Source organism: Algoriphagus locisalis (assembly GCF_900116615.1).
Classification (GTDB): domain Bacteria; phylum Bacteroidota; class Bacteroidia; order Cytophagales; family Cyclobacteriaceae; genus Algoriphagus; species Algoriphagus locisalis.
In genome coordinates this window covers 259,324-285,440 of record NZ_FPBF01000008.1, presented here as the reverse complement: position 1 = coordinate 285,440, position 26,117 = coordinate 259,324, and the positions used below count along the sequence as shown (strand labels likewise).

Below are 26,117 nucleotides of genomic sequence, written 5' to 3'. Positions count from 1 at the left end.
AAGGGAAGCAATCACGCTTCCCTTTCTTGTTTAAGATTCGCTATAGCTTACTTCTTCAGCAGGTTAAAAGTATAATTTCCTGCAACAGCCAAAACACCATTAATTCTTGCTCCAGGAGCAGGGATAGTGAAGGTGAGCGTTAAGTTGTCATTGTTTTGAGTAAATGAGATTTCTCTTCCTGCGGCTGGTTTTGAGCCTGATAGTGTGAATTTGTCAAAGTTTGACCCAGCAAAAGTCCAAGTTCCGGATGCATCGAAAAGGTCATTGTTGTTTGCAGAGGTGTAGGTTTTTGCCGTTCCTGACTTTATCACCAGTTCAAAGCCAGCATATAAGTCTGTGACTGCCGTACCATCACGGAGCACAGATCCGCCTCCATCAATGCCCCAAGCCTGCGTGCCTGTTCCTGTCAAGGCTTCGATAGCCAACTCTTCTGCTGTCTTAGCTGGAGGGGTAGGCTCTGGGTCGTCACCACCACAACTTTGAATAATGAACATGGCAAATGCCAGGATGAAAAGTCTAATAAGAGGGGATTTCATTTTATGCTTGAATAGTGTTAGCCGTAAATTTAAATATAGGAATTAAAGTTTAATGCTATTAGCTACTTATAGTCTTCAAGCACTATTTTTTGCTCGCAAAATCCATATTCTCTGGGTTCATTGGAACAGATTACAAGAATTCTATTTTGACCATATTGCTGCATCATTTCTTGATACCATTCTATTCCTTTTCGATCGAGATTTGAAGTTGGTTCATCCAGTAAAATAAAAGGAACATCAGAAAAAAGTGCCAGCCCGAGTTTCAATCGCTGCTTCATACCCGATGAAAATTGACTGATTTGCTTTGACTTATGCTGAGTTAAATAAAGCTGCTCAATTATTTCATCCGATGAAATTGAATCCAACGGCTTTTTAAATTTAAAATGGAAATTTAGTATTTCCTCCAAACTGAATTCCTCCGGCAGCTCCATGTACGGAGCGGAAATAGCCAAATATGAAAACCATTCAGCTTCCGCCAGTGACTTTTCATGGTATATATATACGATTTTGCCAGAGGAAATAGGAATTGCTCCACTCAGGCATTTGAGTAAGGTAGATTTCCCAGAACCATTACTTCCTGTAATCGCGAGCGAATTACCTTGAGATAATTCAAGACTTAGATTTTTAAAAATCCATTCGTATTGGAAGCGTTTTGAAGCTTCGTCTAAGTGGATTTTTAGCATAGTTAATTGATGTAGCCTTTCATTACACCACGTTCAGAAGAGCGTATGAAATTCAAAATTTCATCTCTTTCCTTGGTAGCTGGTAGGTTTACTTCGATTTCTTCCAAAGCTCGGCTGTTGTTCATGCTGTTGAGGAAAAGATAACGATATACTTCTTGAATGTGGGAAATAGATTCGCTGGAAAAACCTCTTCTTCTCAATCCTAACGAATTCACACCTGCATAAGAAAGTGGCTCTCTTGCAGCCTTAGTGAAAGGAGGAACGTCTTTTCTGACCAAAGAACCACCTGAAACCATCGCATGCATTCCGATTTTCACAAACTGATGTACGGCACTTGAGCCACCAACAATTGCCCAATCATCTATGGATACGTGACCGGCGATTTGTACGGAGTTAGCAATGATTACATGGCTTCCAATCACACAATCGTGCGCCACATGAACATAGGCCATCAATAAACAATGGCTTCCGATCACAGTGGTTTGTTTTTCTACAGTTCCCCGGCTGATCGTGACACATTCACGAATGGTTGTGTTATCTCCGATCATTACTGTGGAGTCTTCACCTTGGAATTTCAAATCCTGAGGAATTCCAGCGATGACTGCGCCAGGGAAAATCTTGCAATTTTTCCCTATTGTAGCACCTGAAAAAATGGTTACGTTTGGCCCAATCCAGGTATTATCGCCGATAGTGACATTTTCTCCAATCATAGAGAACGGGTCAATATGGACGTTTTTTCCAATTATTGCTTTTGGGTCAATGTGAGCTAAAGGACTGATCATGATTCTTTTCGGGTTATGCTTGCTGTCATTACGGCCTCACATACTAGTGTATTACCTACATAAGCTTCACCACGCATTTTTGCTATACCTCTTCTTATCGGGGCCAAAAGTTCACATTTAAAAATGAGAGTATCACCAGGAAGGACCATTTTTCTAAACTTACAGTTTTCGATCCCAAGGAAATAAGTCCAGTAATTTTCTGGATCATCTACTGTACTCAAAACTAAAATCCCCCCTGTTTGGGCCATAGCTTCCACTTGCAATACGCCCGGCATTACCGGGTTTGCAGGAAAGTGACCCATGAAAAACGGTTCGTTTATCGTTACATTTTTCACACCAGCCACTACCGTATTATCTAGGTAGATGATTTTATCCAAAAGCTGGAAAGGATATCTGTGCGGCAGAATATTGCTAATCTGGTTGATATCCATCACTGGAGGGAGCTTTGGATCGTAATATGGGATGTGCGAAGAAGATGACTTCTCCATCGCACGCTTTATTTTTTTTGCAAAAGCGACATTCGCCGCGTGACCAGGTCGGGCTGCCATTATCTGAGCTTTGAGTGGACGTCCTACCAATGCCAAGTCTCCAACTACATCAAGTAACTTATGACGAGCGGGCTCATTTCGGTAGCGGAGATCCACGTTATTCAAAATGCCTTCCTTTTTCACCTCGACCTTTGGCTTGTTAAACATCTTAGCCAAATTCACCAACTCAGCTTCCTCTACTATTCTATCCACCACAACGATGGCATTATTCAAATCCCCACCTTTGATCAGGTTGGAATTATAAAGCATTTCCAACTCATGCAAAAAGCAGAACGTACGGCATGATGCGATTTCTGATCTGAATTGGCCAATGTCTGTAATCGAAGCATGCTGGCTTCCTAAAACTGGTGAGTTGTAATCCACCATAACAGTTACGCGGTAGTTGTCTGTTGGCAAAGCCACCATTTCTACTTCACGAGCTGAATCTTTGTACTGTATACTTTCCTGCACTTCAAAGAATCTACGAAGTGCATTTTGCTCTTCGAGCCCCGCTTCTTCCAATACTTCAATAAACTGAATCGATGATCCATCCATAATCGGAGGCTCAGGTCCGTCTAGCTGAATGAGTACATTGTCTATTTCTAAACCTACCAAAGCTGCCAATACATGTTCTACAGTATAAACCCGAGCACCATTTTGCTCCAAGGTAGTTCCTCTGGATACATCTACTACGAGGTCGCAATCTGCGTCCACAGTCGGTCTGCCTTCCAAGTCAATACGTTGAAACTTATATCCGTGATTTGGGGGTGCAGGTAGGAATGTCATATTCGAAATGACTCCGGTATGGAGACCCACTCCGGATAATTCCACCTGCTTTTTAATGGTGTGTTGTTTTACTTTCATCTGATTTTTGAACCGTTCAGCATGCTAAAGGCTGCAAATTTACTGCTTTTTTTCTAGTTCTCTTACGCGGTCTTCTATAGAGCCGAGCTTTTTGAAGATTGAGTACGATTTCAAGAAATTTTTCACGTCCATCGCCATATATCCAAACAAGGTGGTTCCGGATTCTTTGATTGATTTACTAATACCTGTATTCGCTCCTATGGTGGTATTATCAGCGATAGTGATGTGACCGACAATGCCAACTTTTCCCGCGATTACACAGTTTTTACCGATAATTGTTGATCCGGAAATCCCTGTTTGGGAGGCAATCACTGTGTTTTCACCGATAACAACATTATGTGCAATCTGAACCATATTGTCAATTTTCGCTCCTTTTTTGATTAAAGTAGATCCCATCGTTGCGCAATCAATGGTGCTGTTCGCTCCTACGCTTACATTGTCTTCAAGAATTACATTTCCAATTTGTGGAATAGGTTTGTAGCTACCGTCTGCCTGTGGAGCAAACCCAAAGCCATCCGAACCAATTACCGCACCAGGATGAATTTCACAATTTTCGCCGATTACCGTATCAGAACAGATTTTTGCACCAGGGTGAATGATGGTATTATTTCCGATTTTCACTCTGTCACCAATATGCACGTGACTGTGTAATTTTACAGCGTCACCTAAGTTGCAGTTTTTCCCAATATAAGAGAACGCCCCTCTATAGGCTTGATCTCCCATGGTCGAGGTAGCATCCATGTAGGATGGCTCTTCAACTCCGACGAGGCTGCTTTTCATAAGCATTGAATAAGCTTCTAGGAGTTTAGTGAAACCATTGTAAGCATCTTCAACGCGGATGAGGTTTGTTTTTAGCGCTTTTGTAGGAGTGAAATTATTAGAAACAATTACGGCAGTGGCCTCCGTTTCATAGATAAAAGGTGTGTATTTTTCGTTCGCCAAAAAACTTATACCACCTTGTTTACCTTCTTGGATTTTGTCCAAGCGTGATACTTTTTGGTTTTCATCGCCTTCTACTTTTCCCTGTAGGATTGCAGCAACTTGTCCGAGGGTAAATTCCATAAACAGTATAAACGGAGTTAATAATTTAAATTTAGGCTTTTGGCCTTACATACATAGTGTTTCTCCACGATTTTACTCATGACTTTGATATTCGGAAGGTCGGCTGCCTGTGCCACATCAATAACCTGTCCCTTTTTTGTCAAAATATTAATTCTGTCTTTAGCCAAATATCCATAATTGCTTACAGCGCCATGCGAAAAGAAATAATCCAAGTCGCCTTCAGGTATTTGAAGTTTGGCAATCGTTTTCTCCTTTAAATGAACAATTTCTTCAGCTGAAAAGGGCTCGTTGGTAAGATTGATCTTAAATAGGTTTCGAGTCAAAAACATTTGGGAAATATTTCTAAGCACATAATCCGGATGGTTTTTCCAAAGCTTTACCGCTCCCCATATATCCAAATCATCCATTTCGAGAAATAAGCGCAAAAGAACTGGATTAGTTCGGAAATCAGCTAATGTGGGATCGTTCTTCAAGAAGTAGTCAAACTCCTCAGTGATGGTGAATTGCTCACCAGACTGGCGAAGGAATTTGGCGCGCTGAATAAGTTTAATCAGCATTTTCTCGGCGCTGACAGTCGTCTTGTGAAGGTAAACCTGCCAATACATGAGACGTCTAGCACTCAGGAAATTTTCTATGGAGTAGATCCCTTTCTCCTCTATGACTACCTGATCATTTTTTACATCCATCATTTTGATGATACGATCTGCCCCGATGGTTCCTTCTGAAACGCCTGTGAAAAAACAATCACGCTGCAAGTAATCCAATCGGTCAATGTCTAACTGACTGGAAACCAATTGATGAAAGAATTTGCGTTCGTATTGATTCTTAAATATTCTTAAAGTAAGGTTTAATTTGCCACCAAACTCCTGATTCAGGAGTTCTATAATCAAGAGTGAAAGGTCTTCATGGGGTACGCCCTTGAGTAAGCTATATTCTAAAGCATGTGAAAATGGGCCATGTCCGATATCATGCAAAAGAATGGCGATTAACGCCGCTTCATATTCTTCATCTGTGATTTCAGTGCCTTTATTTCGTAGATTGTCTAGCGTAATGCTCATCAAGTGCATTGCCCCAATCGCATGATGAAATCGGGTATGGAGTGCTCCGGGATAGACAAAATCAGTCAGACCCAGTTGCTTTATCCTTCGCAATCTCTGAAAATAAGGATGGTCGATAATCGTAAAAATCAACTCGCTTGGGATCGTGATAAATCCGTAAACCGGGTCGTTTAGTATCTTCTGGCTTTTCAAGGAGGCCTTTTTTGTTTGCCTCAAAAGTAATTATAATTTTAAAAGAAACGGAACCTGTAATGTCTCAAAAATTCAACATACTCTGGGCTGACGATGAAATCGACTTGCTCAAACCACATATTCTTTTCCTCGAACAAAAAGGCTATGCTATAACTACTGTCAATTCTGGCGTGGATGCCATAGAGGAAGTAGAACAAAAAAACTTCGATGTGATTTTTCTTGATGAAATGATGCCTGGGATGACCGGGCTAGAAACTTTACAACAAATCAAGCAAATCAAGCCACAAGTGCCTGTGGTGATGATCACCAAAAGTGAAGAAGAACACATCATGGATGACGCGATCGGAGGGAAAATCGCCGATTACCTGATCAAACCGATCAATCCCAGCCAGATTTTGCTCTCGGTGAAAAAACTACTGCAAAACAAGCAGCTGATCGATGAGCGTACTACGCAGAGTTATCAGCAGGACTTTATGAATATCAGTATGGCATTTGACGATGCCGAGGATCATCAGGATTGGGCTGATATCTATCGTAAGCTGACTTATTGGGAAATGCAGATCGATGATACTGAGAACAAAAACATGCTTCCTGTGCTGGAATCTCAGAAGATTGAAGCAAATGCCAACTTCTGTAAATTCATTAAGGAAAACTATCTAGACTGGATGCAGGAGAAAAATCCGGTGAAGCCTTTACTTTCCCATCAGGTGATGAAGAAAAAGGTTTTCCCGCAGCTTCAAGAGAAAAAGCCCCTTTTCTTTATTGTGATAGATAATTTTCGACTGGATCAATGGGAAGATATTGAGTCAATTGTCGCCCCTTATTTCAATATCAAGGATAAAGATACCTATTATAGTATTTTGCCAACCACTACAGCTTTTGCCCGGAATGCATTATTCAGCGGTATGATGCCCATGGACATGGCCAGATTCTATCCCAATTTCTGGGAAGATGAGGATTCTGATGAAGGCAAAAATAACTTTGAAGATGAATGGTTGAAAATCAACTTGGAGAAAAACCGGCTTTCGATTAAATCTAGCTATAACAAAATTATCCAGGCTCATCAGGGAAAGGCTGTTTTGGAACAGTTCCACACCTTTCTTCAAAATGACCTGAACGTGTTAGTCTATAACTTTGTCGATATGGTCTCTCATGCCAGAACTGACATGAAGATGATCCGGGAGCTGGCTCCCGATGAGTCTGCCTATAGGTCTTTGACTACCAGTTGGTTTGAGCATTCTTCCTTGTTTGAGTTATTGAAAAAAATTCATGATGCTGGGGCCGAGGTGATCATTACCACTGATCATGGAACCAAACGAGTGAATAAGCCATACCGAATCATAGGGGATAAAAATGTGACTACAAACCTTCGTTACAAGCAAGGAAAGAACTTGAATTTTGAGCAAGGGAAGGTTTTTGAGATCAAAAAACCTGAAGATGCCAAGCTGCCAAGATTGAATGTTTCATCTACTTATGTGTTTGCGGTAGAGGATTATTTCTTCGCTTACCCAAATAATTATAACTATTATGTGAACTTCTATAAGGATACTTTTCAGCATGGAGGTGTATCTTTGGAGGAAATGATCATTCCGATCGTTCATCTGTCACCAAAATAATAGAGCACTTGACTGAATTCACCTACGAGCTAGAGGATATAGGAAATGCCGTTACGGTTGTGAAAGAAGCCGCAGCTGAGGAAAAAGTTTGGGTATTTCAGGGAGAAATGGGAGCTGGTAAGACTACGCTGATTAAGGCTTTGTCAAAAAGCTTTGCAGTAATAGACCAAGTAAGTAGCCCTACCTTTGGGATTGTCAATCATTATGAAAATCAGGATGGTGATGTTTTTTACCATTTTGACTTTTATAGGATGGACGATCCTGCAGAAGCCTTGGATATTGGAATAGAAGAGTATTTTTATAGTGGGAATTATTGCTGGTTGGAGTGGGCTGAGAAAATAGCTGCATTTTTGCCAGAGAAATTTTTCCTAATTCGGATCAGTAATGATTCTGAATCAAAAAGAAGCTTGAAATTACAACACATAGAGAATGCCAGCTGAAATAGATGAACTAACAGCCGTGGGGCTGATCCCAAAAGAAGCTCCGGCCAAGGTGAGAAAAAGAGATCATTCCTTGGTCATAGGATTGCCAAAGGAAGTTTCTTCGCAGGAGAAGAGAATAGTAATCACACCGGAATCGGTCGGGCTATTGACAAACAACGGTATCAGTGTAGTGGTGGAGGCTGGAGCAGGCCTTCAATCAAAGTTTTCTGATCAGGATTTTTCTGATGCTGGAGCTAAAGTCAGCAACTCCAAAAAAGAGGTCTTTGAGTCGCAGGTTGTACTCAAAATCGATCCGCCTACAGAGGAGGAGCTGAGTTATATGAGTACGGGGAGTTGTTTGATATCTGCTTTACAGCTGGAAAGACAGAGCAAAGAGTTTATCCAAACCCTAAATCAAAAGAAAATCACTTCGGTAGCTTTCGAATACTTAGAGGATAAGGTTGGAGGGATGCCAGTAGTGCGTGCCATGTCAGAAATAGCCGGAAGCACCGTGATGCTTATTGCTGCCGAATACCTGTCCAGTGAAAATAGTGGAAAAGGATTGATCATGGGAGGCGTGACAGGAGTACCGCCAACTCAGGTTGTGATCATAGGCGCTGGTACTGTAGCAGAATATGCTGCTAGGACAGCTTTGGGTTTAGGGGCAAATATTAAGGTTTTTGATAATCATATTTACAAACTGCGCAGATTGAAGCAGTTGCTAGGTCAGCAGATCTACACTTCGACCATTGATAATTTTAGCCTTAATCAGGCACTATCAGAAGCAGATGTGGTGATTGGAGCTCTTCGGGCAGAGAAGGGGAGAAATAAGATTGTGGTATCTGAGGAAATGGTGGCCAATATGATGCATGGCAGTATCATTATTGATGTGGCTATCGATCAAGGAGGTTGCATTGAGACAGGAAGGATGACTTCGCATGATGAACCTGTCTATCAGGTCCATGACATCATCCACTATTGTGTTCCTAATATTGCGTCCCGAGTAGCCAGAACAGCTTCCTATTCATTGAGTAATATCTTCACTCCAATAATTCTTCAAATGGCAGACTTAGGCGGTGCCGAAGAAATGATATTCAATTATAAATGGTTTTTGAGAGGCGTGTACACCTACAGAGGCAGTCTGACTAATGCCTATCTGGGGCGGAAGTTTGAAATGAGCCACAAAGAGCTGCAATTGTTACTTGCGGCTAGGTATTAATTTAAGAAAGCAAGTTTTGCCTTAGAATAAATTCCAATTGATCATTGGCCTTGATAAGTGCTTTGGTCAGTTGTTCGTTTTCTCTCCGCAACTGATAGATTTCGTAGGCATTTTTTATGACTGTTCGCAGGTAGTCTTCTTCCCAAGGCTTGGTCAAATAATGATAAACCTGCCCTTTATTGATTGCGTCAATAACAGCCTGTATATCAGTGTAACCTGTCAGTAGGATCCGGATAGGATTTGGATAAACAGGAATGATAGATTCTAAGAATTCTACCCCAGTTTCGCCTGGCATTCTTTGATCTGTAATGATTATGTCCACCTCTTCTTTTGAAAGGATCTCCCGGCCCGTTGGAGCGTCTATTGCTAGGAAAATCTTATAATCCCTTCTAAAAGTTGCTTTGAATGCCTGGAGGTTGTTTTCCTCGTCATCGACATAAAGTATTTTTATTTTTTCTTGAGGCGTGGTTTCCATCTGACAAATTTGTCTAAAACTATCGATACGTTACAATCAAAGAGTGTTTTTTTCTAAAAATAACAAAGGAAATCTGTTTTTTAGTGCTTTGTAAATACTAATATAAAAAGGCACACTATAAAACTTATTAAAAAATTGGACTTATAGTTGAAAAAATTAACTTTACTCCACTTTATCACCCCTGATAACATAACATGTTAGATAGTACCCAGATTCATCTTGATTATCAGATGCTTCCGTTAATCTTTGTTCCTAAGGATTTTTTGGATTCATTGATTTTCAGGGAGTTGTATGATAGCCAAGAAGTCACCCTACTTGATCATTTGGACGATCAGGTAAAAGAACTGATTAAGGCTAATAATCCTTCACAAACATTTTCTAATGAGAATTTGGATGCTGCTCTTGCGCAGTTTTTTGAAGAGTATCCAAGAGATCAATATGGGAATTGGGTTTATTACCCATGGAGAAAAGTGCTGGTAAGACTGCTGCCAGAGGAAGACTTTATCAAAGTCAGGACACAGCGCAACCATTATAAAATCACCCCTGAAGAGCAGAGGAAATTAAGGGAAAAAAAAGTGGGTATTATAGGCCTATCAGTAGGCCAGAGTATTGCCTATGCCATGACAATGGAAAGGGGGTTTGGAGAATTAAGACTGGCTGATTTTGATACCTTAGAGCTAAGTAATCTGAATAGAATCAATGCAGGAGTAATGGATCTGGGTATAGAGAAGGTGGTTTTGGCGGCAAGAACAATTTCCGAGATTGATCCATATTTGAAACTCAAAGTTTATAGGGAGGGCATCAGTGAAGCAAATATTGAAGAATTCTTGTCTGATGGGGGGAATTTAGATTTGTTGATTGACGAATGTGACAGTTTGGATATTAAAATTTTGGCGCGTGAAAGAGCAAGGTCAAAACAGATACCTGTCCTCATGGAAACGTCTGATCGGGGCATGTTGGATGTGGAAAGATTTGACTTGGAGCCTTCTCGGGAAATTTTTCATGGACTTTTGGGTGAGGTGGATTATAAAGAGTTAAAACTATTGACAAAAGATCAGAAAGTGCCGATGGCACTTAAGATAACAGGGATAAGCACTGTGTCCACACGAATGAAAGCATCATTGCTTGAGGTGAACCAAACCATCACTTCTTGGCCTCAATTAGGATCCTCAGTTTTTCTTGGAGGTGCTTCTATCGCCCATAGCTCCAGGAAGTTATTGTTGGGAGATATCATGGATTCGGGAAGGTATTATGTTGATTTAGATGATATTATTCATCAAAAGCCATTTCTGCAAAGTACAACTCCGCCAATACAAGAAACTAAAATAGATAGTTTATTAGAGCACTTACCTACTCAGGGTAGCGGGTCAGATTATTTGCTCAGTCGAGAGGAGTTGCTCGGATTGATAGCAAAAGCAAATACAGCCCCATCAGGCGGAAATGCGCAGCCGTGGAAATGGGTGTATGACAAACAAGGCGTATTACATTTGCTTCATGATAAGCAAAGAAGTATTTCTCTGCTTGATTACAAAGGAACCGGCTCTCTCTTGGCATTTGGGGCAGCGTTGGAAAATTTGCGTTTGGAGGCAGCTAGAATTGGAATCGCAGTGAAGATTGATTTCCAAATTGAGCGATTTGACCAAGAATTGATTGCATCAGTTTATTTTGTTTCGAAAAATGGGCATCCACTACAAGTTCCTCATGGCAGTCTAGTTGAAGGTATCGATCTTCGCAGTACCAACCGGAAGAATACTTCAAGAGCACGTATTAGCGAGGAAAAATTAGATAGTTTTAAAGAATTGGCGAATGAGCTTGGAATTGATTTCCAAGCTCTGACTAGTGATGATCAACTAAAATCACTAAGCCCAATCTTGGGAGGAATGGATAGGATTAGACTACTCCATGAGCAAGGTTATAAAGATTTTATCAGTGAGATTCGTTGGTCTGATCAAGAAGCGATCCAGAGCAAAGATGGGATAGATGTTGCGACTTTGGAACTTGAAAAGGGAGCTCGCGCCGCAATGGGTCTAATTAAAGATCCTGGTACAGTGGAGTTTTTTAGAAAGCATGATCTGGGGCATGGTTTGAGTAAAATAGGTGACAATACCATATTGACATCCTCGGCAGTTGTAATGCTTTCGGTGGACGAGTATTCACCTCAATGGATACTAAAAGCAGGCATAGCACTGCAAAGAATCTGGATTGCTGCAAATTTAGCAGGGTTCAGTGTGCAGCCTGTGTCGGCCTCATTGTTTATATTCCAACGAGTAAAGCGGGAAGTGATAAATGGTTTTACAGAAATGGAAGTCTCGCAAATCGGTAAATTTGAAAATCAGCTGGATCAATTATTTCCTTCAGGGATGAAAGAAAAACTATTTATGATAAGGATAAACCAAGCTGGCGAACCTTCAATGCGCTCTTATAGAAAAGATATCACTGAAAGTTTGATTATTCTGTAATTCGGATGTTTAAACTAATCGCATTTAAGGCAGTAGATGACCGAGAAAGGTGTCTGAAATTTGTTGAAGGCCATCGACAGGTATTGGAAAGTATTGGTGTGAAGAAGGTGACTTCTGCCAACGACAAATGGATGGAAAACCCAGATGTGATCGTCGTGATCGTAGAGTCTGATGAAGATGGCCTAATCTACGGGGGTGCAAGAATCCACAAGGCAAATGCTGAACATCCGCTTCCTATTGTAGAGGCAATCGAAGACCTAGATAAAAGCATAAGAGATATTATCAACAAAGATATCGATGCGGGTACTGGCGAAATCTGTGGTCTTTGGAATTCCCGAAAAATAACAGGGATGGGGATTGGAGCAATCTTTATGTCTAAAGCATGCCTAGCTCTAGCACCTAAACTTGGACTAACTTCAATGTATGCATTACTAGCTCCCATGACTGTAAAACTTGGCTATGAAACCGGCTATGAAATTCTTACCCAGGTGGGAAATAACGGTACTTTTTATTACCCGAAATTGGACTTGATTGCAACGGCAATGAAACTACACGATGCGGTCGGATTACCACTAGTAACTCCGGAGTTTAGAGAATCTGTCCAAAAAATCAGAGAAAATGACCATTTGATCATTGAAGAAAATTATCGTGGAAGAAGTGTGATTCTTGAATATACCTCCTACATCATATGAGAAAAATTCTCCTTTACCTCATATTCCTAATTGCTTTAGCATCCTGTTCCGAAAGGCAAGTTGATTTTGATTACATAGGTTACAGCTTAGAGTCTGAAAAGACTCCTGATTTAAAGGCTTTTATGACTCAAGATCCCGACTCTGTCATCCAAATCGATGAGCCATATATTTCTTTAGGTCATTATGAAAAGGAGTTTTATATCAAAATGGCAGTGAAAGAGGAAAGGTTTATAGATGGCGAAGCTTTAATCGTTTTCAATAATCCAATGCTAACTGATATTGAAATATTTGACCAAGACGGTCGATTAGTGGCTGAGCTAGGTCGCTTGAACTTTAAAAAAGAAAACTATGCAAGTTTTTTCAATACAGCTAGCCTTCCTGATACCGGGAGTAGCGTGTTTTATGTGAGGATTCAAAGTTTCGGTAGTGTTACTGTGCCTATTGACATAGTAGAAGAGGAAAGGTTCCAGCTTTCTATTGACGAGAGAAATGTCTTGTTTGGACTTTACTTTGGGATAGTTATAGCTATGTTCTTCTATAATTTATTTCTCTGGGTATCCACGAAAGATAAAATTTATGGATTATACATCACTTACATTTTTGTAGTGGGCATGACTCAAGGTATTATATCAGGGTACTTGGATGTTTACCTTTGGCCTGAAAGTGCTTTCCTGAAACAAAATTCCTATTTTCTCAGTACGGTTCTGGTCAATATAGTTGGTATTTACTATTCTCTTAAATTTTTAAAAATTGGAGAAATAAATAAAAAATATTGCAATATAGGTTTGTCTATTATTTTTATTTATTGTCTGGTCTTTCTTGCCTTCCTATTTGATATAGGAAGTATAAATTCCCGAGTTCGTGTATTACAAGTTTTTCTAGGAATTGTCCCGTTTTATTTACTTTTTATTTCTATTTATAGTTTTAGAAATGGATATAGACCTGCTAAATTCTTCCTTATTTCCTGGTCTTTATTGATCTTGGGGATGGTAATATTCTTATTGAATGATTTGAATGTTTTACCGAATAACTTTTTTACTAATTATATATTCACCTTCGGCTCAGCAGCAGAAGCTTTGCTACTTTCATTTGCCCTGGCAGATAAGATCAACATTCTCAAGAAAGAGAAGGAAAAAGAACAGGCAGAACGTCTCATTGTATTGGCAGAAAATGAGCAACTCGTTCGGGAGCAAAATGCAATGCTGGAGGATAAAGTAAGAATACGAACCGATGAACTGGAGCAGGCACTGCGTAATCTGCAGAATACCCAAAGCCAGTTAGTAAATCAGGAAAAAATGGCTTCACTAGGGCAATTGACTGCTGGTATTGCTCATGAAATCAATAACCCAATCAACTTTGTGAGTTCCAATATCATGCCACTCAAGCGAGATATCAAGGATATCATGGAGGTGATTGAGTTTTATAGAACCACCGGGATTAAGGAGTTTACCCCAGCATCACTGAAAGAAGCCAAACAATTGGAAGAAGACTTAGAACTGGAATATGTGCTGGAAGAGGTAGATCAGCTTCTGAAAGGTATGGATGATGGTGCCAGAAGAACTGTTGAAATTGTAAAAGGTCTTCGGCTTTTCTCACGTGTGGATGAGCAGGATATGAAAAAAGTGGACGTGCATGACGGGATCAATAGTACCATTATCTTGCTGAATAGTACGATGCCTACTAGAATACGAATCATTCGTGATTTTGGTGAGCTTCCGATGGTGGAGTGTCTGGCGGGTAAGATCAACCAGGTTTTCATGAATATCATCAACAATGCGGTTCATGCTTTAGCAGATCACATTGACACGATTTCTGATCCGAAAATAGAACTTAGAACCAAGTCTTTGGGGGATTTTGTGAGTATAGAAATCTCAGATAACGGGCCTGGTATGCCAGAGCACGTAAAGCAACGAATATTCGAACCTTTCTTCACTACCAAAGCAGTTGGGAAAGGCACAGGTTTGGGGCTTTCAATAGTTTATTCTATTATTGAAAATCACAAAGGAACGCTGGAAGTAATTACGGAAGAGGGCCAGGGGACTACATTTAAAATAACACTTCCTATTTACCAAAGCTCTCAACGCTATGAATGATAAAATCCATGTCCTTTATATAGATGATGAAGACAATAATTTAAAGTCTTTCAGAGCTACGTTAAGAAAGGACTTTAAAATTTTTACAGCCATAGATGCTGATGAGGGGCTGAAAATCGCCAGAGAGGAAGAGATTCATGTAGTTATTGCCGATCAGAGAATGCCGGGGATGACTGGTACAGAGTTCTTTGAGGAGTTGGTGAAATTTAATCCAGACCCAATCCGTATTTTACTTACAGGCTATTCGGATATTGCCTCAGTGATTGACGCGATCAACAAAGGGGAGGTTTATCGATTTATAGATAAGCCCTGGAATATAGAGCAGATCAAAAATTCCATCAAAAATGCTGCGGATATCTACTTTATGCGGCGGGAGCTGAAAGATAAAAATCTTAAGCTCAAAAAGCTTCATTCTGAGATGAATCAGTTTGTATATAGCTTGTCCCATGAATTGAGAGGGCCGTTAATGAGCATTTCAGGAGTTTCCAAGTTGGCTAAAATGGAGCTTAAAGATCCTGATGCTATGGAGTATTTTGACATGATAGATAGTGCCACAGGTAAGCTGGACGACTATATCTTCAAAATGCTTGACTTCTACAGATCTACTAAAATTGATAACAAAATATCAGAGATCAATTTCAAAGAAATAGTTGACCAACAACTTTCAGCGTATAAAGCAAAGTTTAGTATTGATCATATTCAGGTTGATATTCAAATTAATCAGCCATTTGCCTTTTACTCAGATGATGCCAAAATCCGGGTAATTCTCAATAATTTATTTAGCAATTCTGTCCAATTCCAGAAAATAGACCAGACAGAAAATAAAATAAGTTTAAATATCGAGGTCGGTGAAGATGCTGCCACCATCACGCTTGCTGATAATGGCATTGGAATAGAGGAAAAGCATCATCCTGATGTATTCAACTTGTTTTCCCGAGCTACCCAAAAGAATGTAGGTACTGGGCTTGGTCTTTATATGGTCAAAGAAGCTGTGGAGCAAATGGGTGGAAAGGTAAACCTAACTTCGGTGTTCGGAGAAGGGGCTACATTTGAGGTGCAACTACCAAGTATGAAATAACTGATGATTTCTGGGCATTTACAGGCTAAACTGTATCTTTGCCTGAGCTTTTGAGAAGCTAAACTTTTTATTAACTAATTCAAGATATTATGATTAATCCCTGGCATGACGTCAACATTGGGAAAAATGCCCCTGAATTCGTAACAGGAGTAATTGAAATACCTAAGGGTAGCAAAGGAAAGTACGAGTTGGATAAGAAAACCGGTATGCTGATGCTTGACCGAGTGCTTTTCTCTGCGGTGCATTATCCTGCAAATTATGGGTTTATTCCTCAGACTTTCTGTGAAGATCATGATCCTTTGGATATACTTATTATTTCTCAGATCGATATTCCTTCTATGTGTTTAGTAGAAGCAAAAGTGATTGGGGTAATGAGAATGATCGATGGTGGTGAAGCTGATGATAAAATCATCGCAGTAGCTGCTGGAGACCAATCTGTCAATTACATTAATGATATTGACGATCTTCCTCCGCACTTGATGAAGGAGGTTCACCGATTCTTTGAGGACTATAAGAAGTTGGAAAATAAGGAAGTGAAAGTTGAAGACTTCCTTGGTAAAGAAGATGCAATGCGCATTATCAAAGAAAGTGTTGATCTCTACGATCAAAACTTCCGAACTAGAAAATAAACTGAAAGCCTGAGAAATCTCCTCGGGCTTTTTTTTTGTCTTTTGTTTAGCCACCAATGGCACAAAGTATGCGCAGAGGACGCTATTTTTTATTTTAAGTGCCTTTGTAAAGATATACTCGAACTACTCTGATTTTAGTAGTTTCCATCTTTTTAGACCTCAAATACCTTTGAATTAGGATATCTTGATTCTAGTCTCTTGATTCTAATTTTCTCAGACTGATCACAAACAGCTCCTCACTTTTTACCTCTTACTTCTTTCCCTTCACCCGTTGCTTCCCCGCTTTTTTCGCCAAATACGCCACGAGATCTTTGTAGGCTTCATGCTCGTGATTGGAAACGGAGATGGATTGCTTGTCGGAGAATGCTATAGTCACCTGACGAAATTCCTTTTTATTCGCTAACACCACCTCTTCTTCCCAAGCCAGAATCTGAGAAACTGGGTAAGTTTTGGAATAGCCTCTCAGGGGTAATTTGACGATGATCTGGTCTCTTCCAGCTGTGATAAATCGGTATCCCGCCAGCATTTTCACCAAAAGCATCAAAATCACCAAGGTTATCAGCGTGCATGCAATCAGGTAAAACCAAATCCCGAAACTTCCTTTGTAAGTAAAGTCTCGTAGGATAAAGACCAAGCCAGAGATAAGGATGAGCAACACTAGGCTCAATGAAATGTAGGTGGATACTTTTGGTTTAATGACCAGCATTGGAATCTTGAAGTTCGATTAATTTTTCTTGTGCAAAAGTCTTCAAATCCTCGAAAAAAGCGAAAAATATCACTTGAAATTCTGCTTCTTTCTCAAGCAAGGCTAAATGGGCAATCTCCATTTTAGATTCAAATCTGGTTCTTCGAGACATTCCGGTGAGCGTTTGTTCGATACCTTTAATTTCCCGGTATTTCAATAGCCAGTTGTCTTTTTCCATCCATTGAAACATGTTTGTAAAGCGATCTGGAAAAAGCAAACGGTGCTGGTTCAGTGTAGTAAAGGTGTTTTGAATAAAGTCCTCTAGTGGGACTTGGGAGTAGTTTGACCAGTTTTTTGCCAAAAAATAATCAAAGAAAATATCGGTAATGACGGTGGAGTAATGCCTGAATTTTGGTCTCAAATAACTTTGCCCTGCTCTTACCAAGGGATGAGTATCAGTAAACAAATCTATCTCCCGGTGAAGTTTAATCCCGTTTTGCACGTCTAGCGGGAAGGTTTCCATCATTTTCCCTTTCACAAAATCCCCAATAAAATTGCCCACGAGCACCTCTTCTTGATCAAAAGAAAGATATGCATGGGCGAGGTAGTTCATGGCAATTGTTTTAGGAAAACCTTGGAGCTTTTGCTTAGTTTCGCCTAAAATACACATTGATGGACAAAGTCACTGAGGAATTAAAGAAAGGTCTGAAACTTTTGAAACTGGAATGGCAGGAAGATCTCGCCCAATACAAACAGAAATTTCTGAATTCCTCTATTGCAGACAAGAAAAATGCAGGAATTACCTGGCATCCCGTTCACCTAAAAAAGAGTAAAATCGGAATGGGAGAACGCCTCCTAGTAGAAATAGAGCGCTCTGATTCTAATCATCCTTCGTCCTTTGGTTCAGGCAAATCCGTGTCCTTTTTCACTACGCAGGAAAGTTACCAAAGCGCGGAAAACCGGGTGAATGGGGTCATCAATTTTGTGCGGTATAACACGATGATGGTTACCCTTCAGGCAGATGAAATTCCTGATTGGATGGAAGGAGGTCGGCTAGGTGTGGATCTACTTTTTGATGAAGCAAGCTATCGGGAAATGGAGTTTGCTATGAAAAAAGTGATTTCGGGTGAAAATAAACGTGTAGAAGAATTCAAAGAAATTCTCTTGGGAGAAAAAGCACCACAGTTTTCAGGAAAGCAACTTGCGCCCAAAGCCAACCTAAATTTTTCCCAAAACCAAGCCTGCGAACTCATCGCAAATTCCAAGGATGTGGCAGTAGTTCATGGACCTCCGGGTACAGGAAAGACAACCACGCTGATCGAGGCGATTCAGGATTCGGTGATTGCAGGAGAGTCGATTTTGGTTTGCGCACCTAGCAATGCTGCGGTGGATTTGTTGGTGGAAAAGTTAATCGATCGAGGAATTGAAACCTTGCGTCTTGGTCATCCGGCGCGGGTGGAGGAGAAGATTCTGAACCAGACTTTGGATGCCAAAACCGCTTTTCATACGAGTTACCGTGATCTCAAAAAGCTGCGCAAGGAAACTGATCAATACCTGAAACTTGCCAAGCAGTACAAGCGGAACTTTGGCCACGAGGAGCGAGCTCAACGAAAATTGATGTATGCAGAAGTTTCCCGACTGCGGGAGGCATCCAAATCACTGGAAGAATACATACAGTACGATATTTTTCAGCGGACAAAGGTTTTTGCCAGCACGCTTGTAGGCGCTTCGTCTTATAGTTTGAAAGGGATGGAGTTTGATGTGGTTTTTATAGACGAGGCTGCACAGGGATTGGAAGCGGCAACTTGGATCCCAATTTTGAAAGCAAAGAAAGTGGTGTTCGCTGGGGATCACTTCCAACTTCCTCCTACGATCAAGTCTTATCAGGCTGGTAAAGATGGTTTGGCGGAGACACTTTTTGAAAAGGTGATTTCCAGAAAACCTGCTGCTGCCCAAATGCTACAAGTGCAATACCGAATGCCTGAAGTAATTATGGGCTTTTCTAATGAGCAGTTTTATCAAGGCAAATTAATAGCCGATGAAAGTGCGAAAGCACATCGTTTCCCAACTGAAGAGCGTGCCTTAGAATGGATCGACACTGCCGGTGCCGGATATACAGATCAGCAAGAGGCCGAGAGTTTGAGTACTTTCAACCCAGAGGAAGCCTTATTCGCAGCCAACTACTTGAATGACCTGATGGGGAAAATAGGAGTGGCGGATTTCCTGCGAAATGACTGGACAATCGGTCTGATTGCGCCATACGGAGCGCAGGTGAGGAGATTGCGGGCCTTGATTTTTGATGCTGAGGATTATGCGAATTTGCAGCCAGTAAAAGAGCAGATTACTATTGATACAGTAGATGGTTTCCAAGGGCAGGAGCGTGATCTGATGATGCTATCACTTACTCGCTCCAATGAAAAAGGAGAGATAGGCTTTCTTTCGGATACGCGTAGAATGAATGTCGCTTTGACCCGAGCAAAGCGGAAACTGGTACTAATTGGTGATAGCAGCACACTTGCTCAGAACCAATTTTTTGATCACTTACTTCAGTATGTTGAGAGAAATGAGGGGTATAGAAGTGTGTGGGAGTTTTTGACGGATTGAAAGATTTGAAGATTTGAAGATTTGAAGATTGTGAAATTCTAAAGTGAGAATTCACCAATCATTGGAAGATGGTCACTAATAGTTATCCAATTTTCAATTTTTCCTATCTCTATTTTTTGGAGTTTATCCCTCAATGATGAACTTCCAAATATGTAATCAATATGATAAGGTTTATTAAGATTTCTTTGAAGGAAAAAAGTGGGTTGTTGCTCTGTTCCTTGTTGCTCGCCGAAATAAAAATGATACAGACTGTCAACATTTCTCTCCTGCAATTCTCGAATAACATCTGAATGGTTCCACCAGCGATCCCACTGATCCCATCTCACATTGCTGTTGAAGTCTCCAGCAATAAGAATCTCATTGAATTTAAATTTATGCAACTGAATGAATTTCCAAAACTGACCTATATAACCAAAATTTGGAGAGTTATTTGAATGAGCCCAAACAGCAATAAGCTGAATGTTTCCATTAATAAGACAAGGTAAAAAATGCTTTACTGAATGGTCTTTATAAATAGTAGACCATTCAAGTTTTTCCAGCGTAATATCACCTTTCACGAAAATCCCAACCCCTTTATGTTTACTGTCCCCAATCCAGAGGTGATTTTTTGCCCAATAAGCATATTCAGGATGATTGCATTCTATAGGGTTTTCACATTCTTGAATTACATAGATATCAGCATCGAATTTGTCTATGAAGTTGAATTTCCTTCTAAATGCGCCATTGCAATTCCATGTGACAATTTTCATATTTTTCAATCTAATTCTTCGAAATCGTATTCTTCACTTTATAATGAAAACTCAGCGTACTGAGGATATTTCCGAAAGCATCTGCTGACTTCAGTTGTTCATCGGAGACTTTTTTACCCAGCAGTCGGCAGAGCAGCAGCCCGTAAACTCCATTCAGGCAGATTTGAATTTCATTGCCCAGATCTTCGCCTTCTGCTTGTAGCACAGCTTCGAGGATAAATGGCTTGGCTTTGCCATACGCTTCAAAATATGTCGGATCAGTTTTTAATAGATTCCAGTGGATTTGTGCAAGTTCGGAAACCAGTGTTTTCAATTCTTCCAAGTGCCCTTTTTCCAGAATTCCCTGCCCTTTCATTTGGTCTAGCAGTCCTAAATACCATTCGGCTATCTGCTTTTTCTCATCCTCTGAAACGGGATATTTCTCTACTACGAAAGTTTTGATTTCTTCTTCATTTCCTTGATAAGATCTGATCAGATCCTCCATCTGATACATATAGATGATGTATTCTGCGATGTTATTTGACTTCTTGTTTTCGGCTACTGACTGCATTTGTACTGGTTTATTAAACTGTAAAGTTGGGAAAATTTTCAATTTTCAATCAGCAATATTCAATTTTCAAGTGAACCATTACAGTGTGTTCAAGTTTGAGTATTGAATTTGAAACTTGATCATTGAGTTTGAAAATTCTCTTATCTCCTAGTTATTTACTACTTTTGCGCCCAGAATGGATATGAAAAAAATAAGGAATTTCTGTATCATCGCCCATATTGATCATGGGAAGAGTACACTGGCGGATCGATTGCTGCAAGAAACCCAGACGGTCGCTGACCGGGATATGCAGAATCAGTTGTTGGATAATATGGATCTGGAGCGGGAGCGTGGTATCACGATCAAGTCTCATGCGATCCAAATGAAATATACTCATGAGGGTGAGGTTTACACGCTCAACCTGATTGATACGCCAGGACACGTAGATTTTTCATACGAAGTTTCCCGATCAATTGCAGCCTGTGAGGGTGCTTTACTTATCGTGGATGCTTCCCAAGGAATTGAGGCGCAGACGATTTCCAACTTATACTTGGCCTTAGGTCATGACTTGGAAATCATACCTGTTCTCAATAAAATTGACCTTCCTGGCGCTGATCCAGAATCTGTTGCTGATGAGGTGATTGATTTGATCGGTTGCGATAGAGAAGATATTATATTGGCTTCCGGCAAAACAGGTATTGGTATCGATGATATCCTGAAAGCTGTGGTGAATAGAATTCCTGCACCCACTGGAGATCCAGACGCACCGCTTCAAGCGATGATTTTTGACTCGGTTTACAATCCATTTCGAGGGGTAGAAGTAATCTTCAGAATATTCAATGGTACCTTCAGTAAAGGAGACAAGATCAAATTTGTCAATACCGGGAAAGAATACGAAGCGGATGAAATCGGGATTTTGGGACTAAACCAAATTCCTCAGCAAACCATGAGCGCCGGTAACGTAGGTTATCTGATCTCTGGGGTGAAAGTTGCCAAAGAAATTAAAGTGGGTGATACGATTACCCACATTAAAAGGCCTTGTGATAAAGCGATTCAGGGTTTTGAAAACGTAAAGCCGATGGTGTTCGCAGGTATATATCCTGTAGAGACTACCGACTACGAAGAACTTCGCTATTCCATGGAGAAGCTTCAGCTGAATGATGCATCTCTTGTTTGGGAACCGGAAACTTCCATGGCTTTGGGCTTTGGATTCCGTTGCGGATTCTTGGGGATGCTTCACATGGAGATCATCCAAGAGCGATTAGAGCGTGAATTTGATATGACTGTGATTACGACTGTGCCTTCTGTGCAGTTCAAAGCACTCATGACCAACGATACATACCAGATTATCAATGCACCTTCCGATATGCCAGATCCAACTCGAATGAAGCATATTGAAGAGCCTTATGTGAAAGCATCAATCATTACGGCCTCAGAATATGTGGGAGCTGTGATTACCCTTTGTATGGATAAACGTGGTCAGATCAAAAACCAAGTTTACCTTACTGCTGAACGTGTGGAATTGACTTTCGATATGCCGCTGGCTGAGATTGTATTTGATTTCTTTGATAAGCTAAAAACCATTTCCAGAGGATATGCTTCTTTGGATTATGAATTGAAAGGATACGAAATCTCACACATGGTGAGACTGGATGTGATGTTGAACGGTGAGCCGGTAGATGCTTTGTCTGCGGTAGTCCACAGAGATAAAGCATACGACTGGGGAAGAAGATTGTGTGAAAAGCTGAAGGAATTGGTTCCACGTCAAATGTTTGAAATCGCTATTCAGGCAGCTATCGGACAGAAAATTATCGCTAGAGAAACAGTAAAGGCAATGCGTAAAAACGTATTGGCGAAGTGTTATGGAGGTGACATTTCCCGCAAGCGAAAACTTCTGGAAAAGCAGAAGAAAGGTAAGAAGCGAATGAGACAAGTCGGAAACGTCGAGGTGCCTCAGGAGGCGTTTATGGCGGTACTTAAGCTTGATTAAGATTTGATTGCGGGGTTTGTGATCTTCAACATTCATTATTCAATATTGGACATTCATTATTAAAAAATTAATATCGAATGTTAAATGATGAATTTCAAATACTGAAGTAATAGAATTCAACACTATATCTGAGTACCATGGAAAGAAAGTATGACTTAGAAGCCCGATTAATCGAATTTGCTGCAGCTATTATTGCTTTTACTGATTCTATGGTAAATTCAAAAGCTGGAAATCATATGGCAAATCAGCTTCTAAGAAGTGGAACTTCACCCGCTTTGAATTACGGTGAAGCACAGTCTGGAGAATCTCGAAAAGATTTTATTCATAAGATGAAAATAGTCTTGAAAGAACTCAGGGAAAGTGGTGTAGCAATCAAGATTATCGAAAAAGCTAGACTTCATCATGAAAGTGAAACAATAGTAAGTCTTCAAAATGAATGCAATCAGCTGATTTCAATATTTGTCAAAAGTGTTGGGACTGCTGAACGTAATAGAAATTGAATAATGAATGGCGAACTTCGAATGCTAAATATCGAAGGTTGAATCTGTAAATAATAAAACATGGCAATTTTCATCGACGGTAAAAAAACATCCTCTGAAATCAAAGCTGAAATCGCTACCCGCGTAGCGGAAATTAAAGCTGAAGGAGGAAAAACTCCACATTTGGCAGCTATTCTAGTGGGAAGTGATGGAGCAAGTCAGACCTATGTGAATGCAAAAGTGAAGGCCTGTGGAGAATGTGGTTTTGAATCAACCTTGGTGAGATTGGAAGACAATGTTTCTGAAGAAGAACTTTTAAAAGTAGTGGAGGATATTAATGAGAATGCTGATATCGATGGTTTGATAGTGCAGCTTCCACTTCCTAAGCATATATCTGTAGAGAAAGTTACTAATAAGATCAAGCCGGAGAAAGACGTAGATGGATTTACTCCAGCAAACGTTGGACGTATGGCACTCAACTGGCCGGCTTATGTTGCGGCTACTCCTTACGGAATTGTAGAATTACTGAAAAGATATGAGATCGAGACTTCAGGCAAGCATTGCGTGGTGATCGGTAGATCTCATATCGTGGGAAGCCCAATGAGTATTCTGATGGCTAGAAATGGTTATCCTGGAAATGCTACAGTGACCTTGACACATAGCAGAACAGCTAATCTTTCTGAGATTGCTAAAACTGCCGACATTTTGATTGTGGCGTTAGGGAAACCTCATTTTGTTACTGCCGATATGGTGAAGCCAGGAGCTGTAGTAATCGACGTGGGAATCCACAGAATAGAAGATGCTACCAAGAAATCAGGTTTCAGATTGGTAGGGGATGTGAAGTTTGAGGAAGTTTCTGAAATTGCTTCAGCGATCACACCAGTTCCGGGTGGAGTAGGACCAATGACAATTGCATCCTTACTTTACAATACGCTTTTGTCAGCTGAGAAGAAAGTTTACGGGTAGTAGAGGGTTGTTCTGTTCGTGAGACACGAACAGAGGCAAAGTCTTTATCCATTCGTGAGATCTGCCTAGTGGCATGACAGGCACGAATAGAGGCATTGGAGTAATCCCAAAGAAAATAAATGCAAAAGGTTTGAATTGGGTTTGCTTGGAATAGGCAAGTCTGATACTTTTGCAGACTGTTGACCGCGCACGTGGTGAAACTGGTAGACACGCCAGCTTGAGGGGCTGGTGCTTTAAGTAGTGTGGAAGTTCGAATCTTCTCGTGCGCACAATTAAGCTCTGAAGCAATTCAGGGCTTTTTTTGTGTCCTTTGAGGTTTTAGAAACCTCGAAGGTTTTGTTATTTTTTACCGCAGTGGACGCAGAGTTTTTCGCAGAGGTCACAGAGTTGTCCTGCTTTTCCAGAAGCTGGACTTGTTTAAATTAATGAGCGACATAATGAGATTTATCTATTGAATGACATAAAAAGTAATTATATGTTTCCTTATAAGCCTATATTGTCATTGAATTTAAAATCAATAGTTATGACTCTTTCCCAAGAAGATAATTTGCTGATTCAAGCTCATTTTACTACAGTTTTGTTGGTTGAATTAAAGAATAATAATTTCTTGGGTTCAGATTATTATGACCAAATGAAATTTGGAGATCCATTAATAAAAAACTCCTTAAAACAAATTCAAGTTGATAATCAGGGTGCATTACTAATGACTTTATATGCAATGTTAGTAATGCCTAAACAATTGCTAGAAAATCAATATCCTGCTGAGTTTGATCATTTGAATAAATTTATTGATTTAATCAAACTTAAAGCTTCTTCTACCTATGAGTCTGATTCGGAGTCTATTGATTTTGTGAGACATATCCGTAATTCTGTTGCGCACGCTAGAGTAACATTTGAACCCAATGTGTCTGTAAATTTTTTAGATAAGAATGAAAGTGCTTCTAGAATATGTGAAATAATTTTGCCCTTAAGTAGCATGGGGTATCTGTTAGAACAGCTTCAAAATATTTTCAGGAGATATTTAGGGCAATTGCAGACCAATAGTAGAAATGGCCCAAATTCTTAAAGAAGCAACCTTTTTCCACCATCGGCATCCTTCCTCCTCAATATTTTCCTTACATTTTCAGCTTAAATACACACCTATGATACGATTATTCGCTTCGGCTATCTTTTGCTTTGCTTTTTTTGCTACCCAGTTTTCCAATGCTCAGGATGCCCAATTTCCGCTAGTTAAGGGGTTTGGGGGGATCTATGAAGTGTCGGATGCTACCGAGAGGCCAGATGGAAGTTTGGATTATTATGTCTTGGTTGACTTGTCAACTGGTGCTGAAAATAATGATCAGATCAGTCGCTGGGTGGACAATGTGGCGCGAATGATGAATCTTCATGGCCTTGCGGGTGTTTCCAAGGACCGTATGCATGTGAAAGTGGTGGTCCATGGTGGTGCGATTGCTACGGTGATGAGCAATGAAGCATATCAAAAGCGTTACAATACAGATAATCCGAATATTCCGGTGTATAAAGCACTGGAGGCCGCAGGCGCAGAAATTCTCGTTTGTGGTCAGTCGATGAGAGCGAGAAACCTGCAGAAATCTGATTTATATGATGGGATAAATGTAGCTCTTTCGGCTTTGACCACCGTGACTACCTATGCTCCCAAGGGCTATACGGTCTTGAAATTTTAATCCCCAATTGGAATAATTATTGGTTCATGGGGTAATGTGTTTT

General features: G+C 40.3%; 25 protein-coding genes and 1 tRNA gene. 15 read left to right on the top strand and 11 right to left on the bottom strand.

The genetic code is table 11. The features are described from left to right. Positions 1-47: 47 nt before the first annotated feature. From BM386_RS20455 to BM386_RS20430, 6 genes are all read right to left on the bottom strand, one after another. Positions 48-536, bottom strand: a complete 489-nt coding sequence (locus BM386_RS20455) for a hypothetical protein (protein WP_244545583.1) — start codon at positions 534-536, stop codon at positions 48-50. A gap of 62 nt (positions 537-598) precedes the next feature. Beyond that, entirely contained in the window at positions 599-1,219 is a 621-nt protein-coding gene (locus BM386_RS20450; protein ID WP_091697588.1) for an ABC transporter ATP-binding protein, read from the bottom strand. 2 nt (positions 1,220-1,221) lie between these two features. Beyond that, positions 1,222-2,001, bottom strand: a complete 780-nt coding sequence (lpxA, locus tag BM386_RS20445; protein ID WP_091697587.1) for an acyl-ACP--UDP-N-acetylglucosamine O-acyltransferase — start codon at positions 1,999-2,001, stop codon at positions 1,222-1,224. Beyond that, on the bottom strand, positions 1,998-3,392 hold the full coding sequence (locus BM386_RS20440; protein WP_091697585.1) for a bifunctional UDP-3-O-[3-hydroxymyristoyl] N-acetylglucosamine deacetylase/3-hydroxyacyl-ACP dehydratase: 1,395 nt from the start codon (positions 3,390-3,392) through the stop codon (positions 1,998-2,000). Before BM386_RS20440 ends, lpxA begins: the two co-directional genes overlap by 4 nt. Before the next feature lie 39 nt (positions 3,393-3,431). Further along, the gene (gene lpxD / locus BM386_RS20435; RefSeq protein WP_091697584.1) at positions 3,432-4,454 is read right to left on the bottom strand and encodes a UDP-3-O-(3-hydroxymyristoyl)glucosamine N-acyltransferase; all 1,023 of its coding nucleotides are present in this window, start codon (positions 4,452-4,454) and stop codon (positions 3,432-3,434) included. Between the two features lie 17 nt (positions 4,455-4,471). Continuing rightward, the gene (locus BM386_RS20430; RefSeq protein WP_091697582.1) at positions 4,472-5,704 is read right to left on the bottom strand and encodes an HD domain-containing protein; all 1,233 of its coding nucleotides are present in this window, start codon (positions 5,702-5,704) and stop codon (positions 4,472-4,474) included. Positions 5,705-5,763: 59 nt separating this feature from the next. Here BM386_RS20430 and porX point away from each other — a divergent pair, with 59 nt between their 5' ends. Genes porX through BM386_RS20415 form a run of 3 tightly spaced genes read left to right on the top strand, consistent with a single transcriptional unit; the run spans position 5,764 to position 8,961 of the window. Then, entirely contained in the window at positions 5,764-7,320 is a 1,557-nt protein-coding gene (porX, locus tag BM386_RS20425) for a T9SS response regulator signal transducer PorX (protein WP_091697580.1), read from the top strand. 8 nt (positions 7,321-7,328) lie between these two features. After that, positions 7,329-7,760: a tRNA (adenosine(37)-N6)-threonylcarbamoyltransferase complex ATPase subunit type 1 TsaE gene (tsaE, locus tag BM386_RS20420; protein WP_425285315.1), complete on the top strand. Its 432-nt coding sequence runs from the start codon at positions 7,329-7,331 to the stop codon at positions 7,758-7,760. Beyond that, positions 7,750-8,961 carry an alanine dehydrogenase gene (locus BM386_RS20415; RefSeq protein WP_091697579.1) on the top strand — a complete coding sequence of 404 codons (1,212 nt, stop codon included), beginning with the start codon at positions 7,750-7,752 and terminating at the stop codon, positions 8,959-8,961. The genes tsaE and BM386_RS20415 overlap by 11 nt, the downstream gene beginning before the upstream one ends. A 1-nt stretch (position 8,962) precedes the next feature. On the opposite strand, the gene BM386_RS20410 is transcribed toward BM386_RS20415, so the two are convergent. Beyond that, complete coding sequence (locus tag BM386_RS20410; protein WP_091697577.1) at positions 8,963-9,436, bottom strand: response regulator; 474 nt, start codon at positions 9,434-9,436, stop codon at positions 8,963-8,965. A 194-nt stretch (positions 9,437-9,630) separates the two neighbouring features. Between BM386_RS20410 and BM386_RS20405 the strand changes: the two genes are divergently transcribed. The 5 genes from BM386_RS20405 (at position 9,631) to BM386_RS20385 (ending at position 16,387) form a co-directional block, all read left to right on the top strand. Then, complete coding sequence (locus tag BM386_RS20405) at positions 9,631-11,895, top strand: Rv1355c family protein (RefSeq protein WP_091697576.1); 2,265 nt, start codon at positions 9,631-9,633, stop codon at positions 11,893-11,895. A 5-nt stretch (positions 11,896-11,900) separates the two neighbouring features. Then, positions 11,901-12,587, top strand: coding sequence for a hypothetical protein (locus BM386_RS20400; protein WP_091697573.1), 687 nt, complete (start codon positions 11,901-11,903; stop codon positions 12,585-12,587). After that, positions 12,584-14,680 carry a 7TM diverse intracellular signaling domain-containing protein gene (locus tag BM386_RS20395; RefSeq protein WP_091697572.1) on the top strand — a complete coding sequence of 699 codons (2,097 nt, stop codon included), beginning with the start codon at positions 12,584-12,586 and terminating at the stop codon, positions 14,678-14,680. Before BM386_RS20400 ends, BM386_RS20395 begins: the two co-directional genes overlap by 4 nt. Next, positions 14,673-15,758 (top strand): hybrid sensor histidine kinase/response regulator, encoded by a 1,086-nt coding sequence (locus BM386_RS20390; protein ID WP_091697570.1) that lies wholly within the window; start codon positions 14,673-14,675, stop codon positions 15,756-15,758. Before BM386_RS20395 ends, BM386_RS20390 begins: the two co-directional genes overlap by 8 nt. 89 nt (positions 15,759-15,847) lie before the next feature. Then, a complete protein-coding gene (locus tag BM386_RS20385; RefSeq protein ID WP_091697568.1) occupies positions 15,848-16,387 on the top strand; it encodes an inorganic diphosphatase in 540 nt (179 codons plus the stop codon). 250 nt (positions 16,388-16,637) lie between these two features. Here the strand turns inward: BM386_RS20385 and BM386_RS20380 are convergent, their stop codons facing one another. Together BM386_RS20380 and BM386_RS20375 are read right to left on the bottom strand one after the other, a co-directional pair. Further along, positions 16,638-17,093, bottom strand: a complete 456-nt coding sequence (locus BM386_RS20380) for a hypothetical protein (RefSeq protein WP_091697567.1) — start codon at positions 17,091-17,093, stop codon at positions 16,638-16,640. After that, positions 17,080-17,685, bottom strand: coding sequence for an acyl carrier protein phosphodiesterase (locus BM386_RS20375; RefSeq protein ID WP_091697649.1), 606 nt, complete (start codon positions 17,683-17,685; stop codon positions 17,080-17,082). Before BM386_RS20375 ends, BM386_RS20380 begins: the two co-directional genes overlap by 14 nt. Before the next feature lie 59 nt (positions 17,686-17,744). Between BM386_RS20375 and BM386_RS20370 the strand changes: the two genes are divergently transcribed. Continuing rightward, entirely contained in the window at positions 17,745-19,676 is a 1,932-nt protein-coding gene (locus BM386_RS20370) for an AAA domain-containing protein (RefSeq protein ID WP_091697565.1), read from the top strand. 38 nt (positions 19,677-19,714) lie between these two features. Here the strand turns inward: BM386_RS20370 and BM386_RS20365 are convergent, their stop codons facing one another. After that, positions 19,715-20,425, bottom strand: coding sequence for an endonuclease/exonuclease/phosphatase family protein (locus tag BM386_RS20365; protein WP_091697564.1), 711 nt, complete (start codon positions 20,423-20,425; stop codon positions 19,715-19,717). 10 nt (positions 20,426-20,435) lie between these two features. After that, complete coding sequence (locus BM386_RS20360; protein ID WP_091697562.1) at positions 20,436-20,975, bottom strand: DUF4924 family protein; 540 nt, start codon at positions 20,973-20,975, stop codon at positions 20,436-20,438. Between the two features lie 175 nt (positions 20,976-21,150). Between BM386_RS20360 and lepA the strand changes: the two genes are divergently transcribed. The 6 genes from lepA to BM386_RS20330 all read left to right on the top strand — a co-directional run bounded on the left by lepA (position 21,151) and on the right by BM386_RS20330 (position 26,074). Beyond that, complete coding sequence (gene lepA, locus BM386_RS20355) at positions 21,151-22,944, top strand: translation elongation factor 4 (protein WP_091697560.1); 1,794 nt, start codon at positions 21,151-21,153, stop codon at positions 22,942-22,944. Positions 22,945-23,081: 137 nt separating this feature from the next. After that, a complete protein-coding gene (locus BM386_RS20350; RefSeq protein ID WP_091697558.1) occupies positions 23,082-23,444 on the top strand; it encodes a four helix bundle protein in 363 nt (120 codons plus the stop codon). A gap of 60 nt (positions 23,445-23,504) precedes the next feature. Further along, positions 23,505-24,389 (top strand): bifunctional 5,10-methylenetetrahydrofolate dehydrogenase/5,10-methenyltetrahydrofolate cyclohydrolase, encoded by an 885-nt coding sequence (locus tag BM386_RS20345; RefSeq protein WP_091697557.1) that lies wholly within the window; start codon positions 23,505-23,507, stop codon positions 24,387-24,389. Between the two features lie 185 nt (positions 24,390-24,574). Continuing rightward, positions 24,575-24,658 (top strand) — tRNA-Leu (locus BM386_RS20340). Between the two features lie 254 nt (positions 24,659-24,912). Then, a complete protein-coding gene (locus tag BM386_RS20335) occupies positions 24,913-25,455 on the top strand; it encodes a HEPN family nuclease (RefSeq protein ID WP_091697555.1) in 543 nt (180 codons plus the stop codon). A gap of 76 nt (positions 25,456-25,531) precedes the next feature. Continuing rightward, on the top strand, positions 25,532-26,074 hold the full coding sequence (locus BM386_RS20330) for a DsrE family protein (protein WP_091697647.1): 543 nt from the start codon (positions 25,532-25,534) through the stop codon (positions 26,072-26,074). Positions 26,075-26,117 lie beyond the last annotated feature (43 nt).

Excerpts from the sequence above, each read along its gene's own strand:
- BM386_RS20455 (WP_244545583.1), bottom strand. The coding sequence starts at position 536 with ATGAAATCCCCTCTTATTAGACTTTTCATCCTGGCATTTGCCATGTTC.
- BM386_RS20450 (WP_091697588.1), bottom strand. The coding sequence starts at position 1,219 with ATGCTAAAAATCCACTTAGACGAAGCTTCAAAACGCTTCCAATACGAA.
- lpxA (WP_091697587.1), bottom strand. The coding sequence starts at position 2,001 with ATGATCAGTCCTTTAGCTCACATTGACCCAAAAGCAATAATTGGAAAA.
- BM386_RS20440 (WP_091697585.1), bottom strand. The coding sequence starts at position 3,392 with ATGAAAGTAAAACAACACACCATTAAAAAGCAGGTGGAATTATCCGGA.
- lpxD (WP_091697584.1), bottom strand. The coding sequence starts at position 4,454 with ATGGAATTTACCCTCGGACAAGTTGCTGCAATCCTACAGGGAAAAGTA.
- porX (WP_091697580.1), top strand. The coding sequence starts at position 5,764 with ATGTCTCAAAAATTCAACATACTCTGGGCTGACGATGAAATCGACTTG.
- BM386_RS20415 (WP_091697579.1), top strand. The coding sequence starts at position 7,750 with ATGCCAGCTGAAATAGATGAACTAACAGCCGTGGGGCTGATCCCAAAA.
- BM386_RS20410 (WP_091697577.1), bottom strand. The coding sequence starts at position 9,436 with ATGGAAACCACGCCTCAAGAAAAAATAAAAATACTTTATGTCGATGAC.
- BM386_RS20405 (WP_091697576.1), top strand. The coding sequence starts at position 9,631 with ATGTTAGATAGTACCCAGATTCATCTTGATTATCAGATGCTTCCGTTA.
- BM386_RS20400 (WP_091697573.1), top strand. The coding sequence starts at position 11,901 with ATGTTTAAACTAATCGCATTTAAGGCAGTAGATGACCGAGAAAGGTGT.
- BM386_RS20395 (WP_091697572.1), top strand. The coding sequence starts at position 12,584 with ATGAGAAAAATTCTCCTTTACCTCATATTCCTAATTGCTTTAGCATCC.
- BM386_RS20390 (WP_091697570.1), top strand. The coding sequence starts at position 14,673 with ATGAATGATAAAATCCATGTCCTTTATATAGATGATGAAGACAATAAT.
- BM386_RS20385 (WP_091697568.1), top strand. The coding sequence starts at position 15,848 with ATGATTAATCCCTGGCATGACGTCAACATTGGGAAAAATGCCCCTGAA.
- BM386_RS20380 (WP_091697567.1), bottom strand. The coding sequence starts at position 17,093 with ATGCTGGTCATTAAACCAAAAGTATCCACCTACATTTCATTGAGCCTA.
- BM386_RS20375 (WP_091697649.1), bottom strand. The coding sequence starts at position 17,685 with ATGAACTACCTCGCCCATGCATATCTTTCTTTTGATCAAGAAGAGGTG.
- BM386_RS20370 (WP_091697565.1), top strand. The coding sequence starts at position 17,745 with ATGGACAAAGTCACTGAGGAATTAAAGAAAGGTCTGAAACTTTTGAAA.
- BM386_RS20365 (WP_091697564.1), bottom strand. The coding sequence starts at position 20,425 with ATGAAAATTGTCACATGGAATTGCAATGGCGCATTTAGAAGGAAATTC.
- BM386_RS20360 (WP_091697562.1), bottom strand. The coding sequence starts at position 20,975 with ATGCAGTCAGTAGCCGAAAACAAGAAGTCAAATAACATCGCAGAATAC.
- lepA (WP_091697560.1), top strand. The coding sequence starts at position 21,151 with ATGGATATGAAAAAAATAAGGAATTTCTGTATCATCGCCCATATTGAT.
- BM386_RS20350 (WP_091697558.1), top strand. The coding sequence starts at position 23,082 with ATGGAAAGAAAGTATGACTTAGAAGCCCGATTAATCGAATTTGCTGCA.
- BM386_RS20345 (WP_091697557.1), top strand. The coding sequence starts at position 23,505 with ATGGCAATTTTCATCGACGGTAAAAAAACATCCTCTGAAATCAAAGCT.
- BM386_RS20335 (WP_091697555.1), top strand. The coding sequence starts at position 24,913 with ATGACTCTTTCCCAAGAAGATAATTTGCTGATTCAAGCTCATTTTACT.
- BM386_RS20330 (WP_091697647.1), top strand. The coding sequence starts at position 25,532 with ATGATACGATTATTCGCTTCGGCTATCTTTTGCTTTGCTTTTTTTGCT.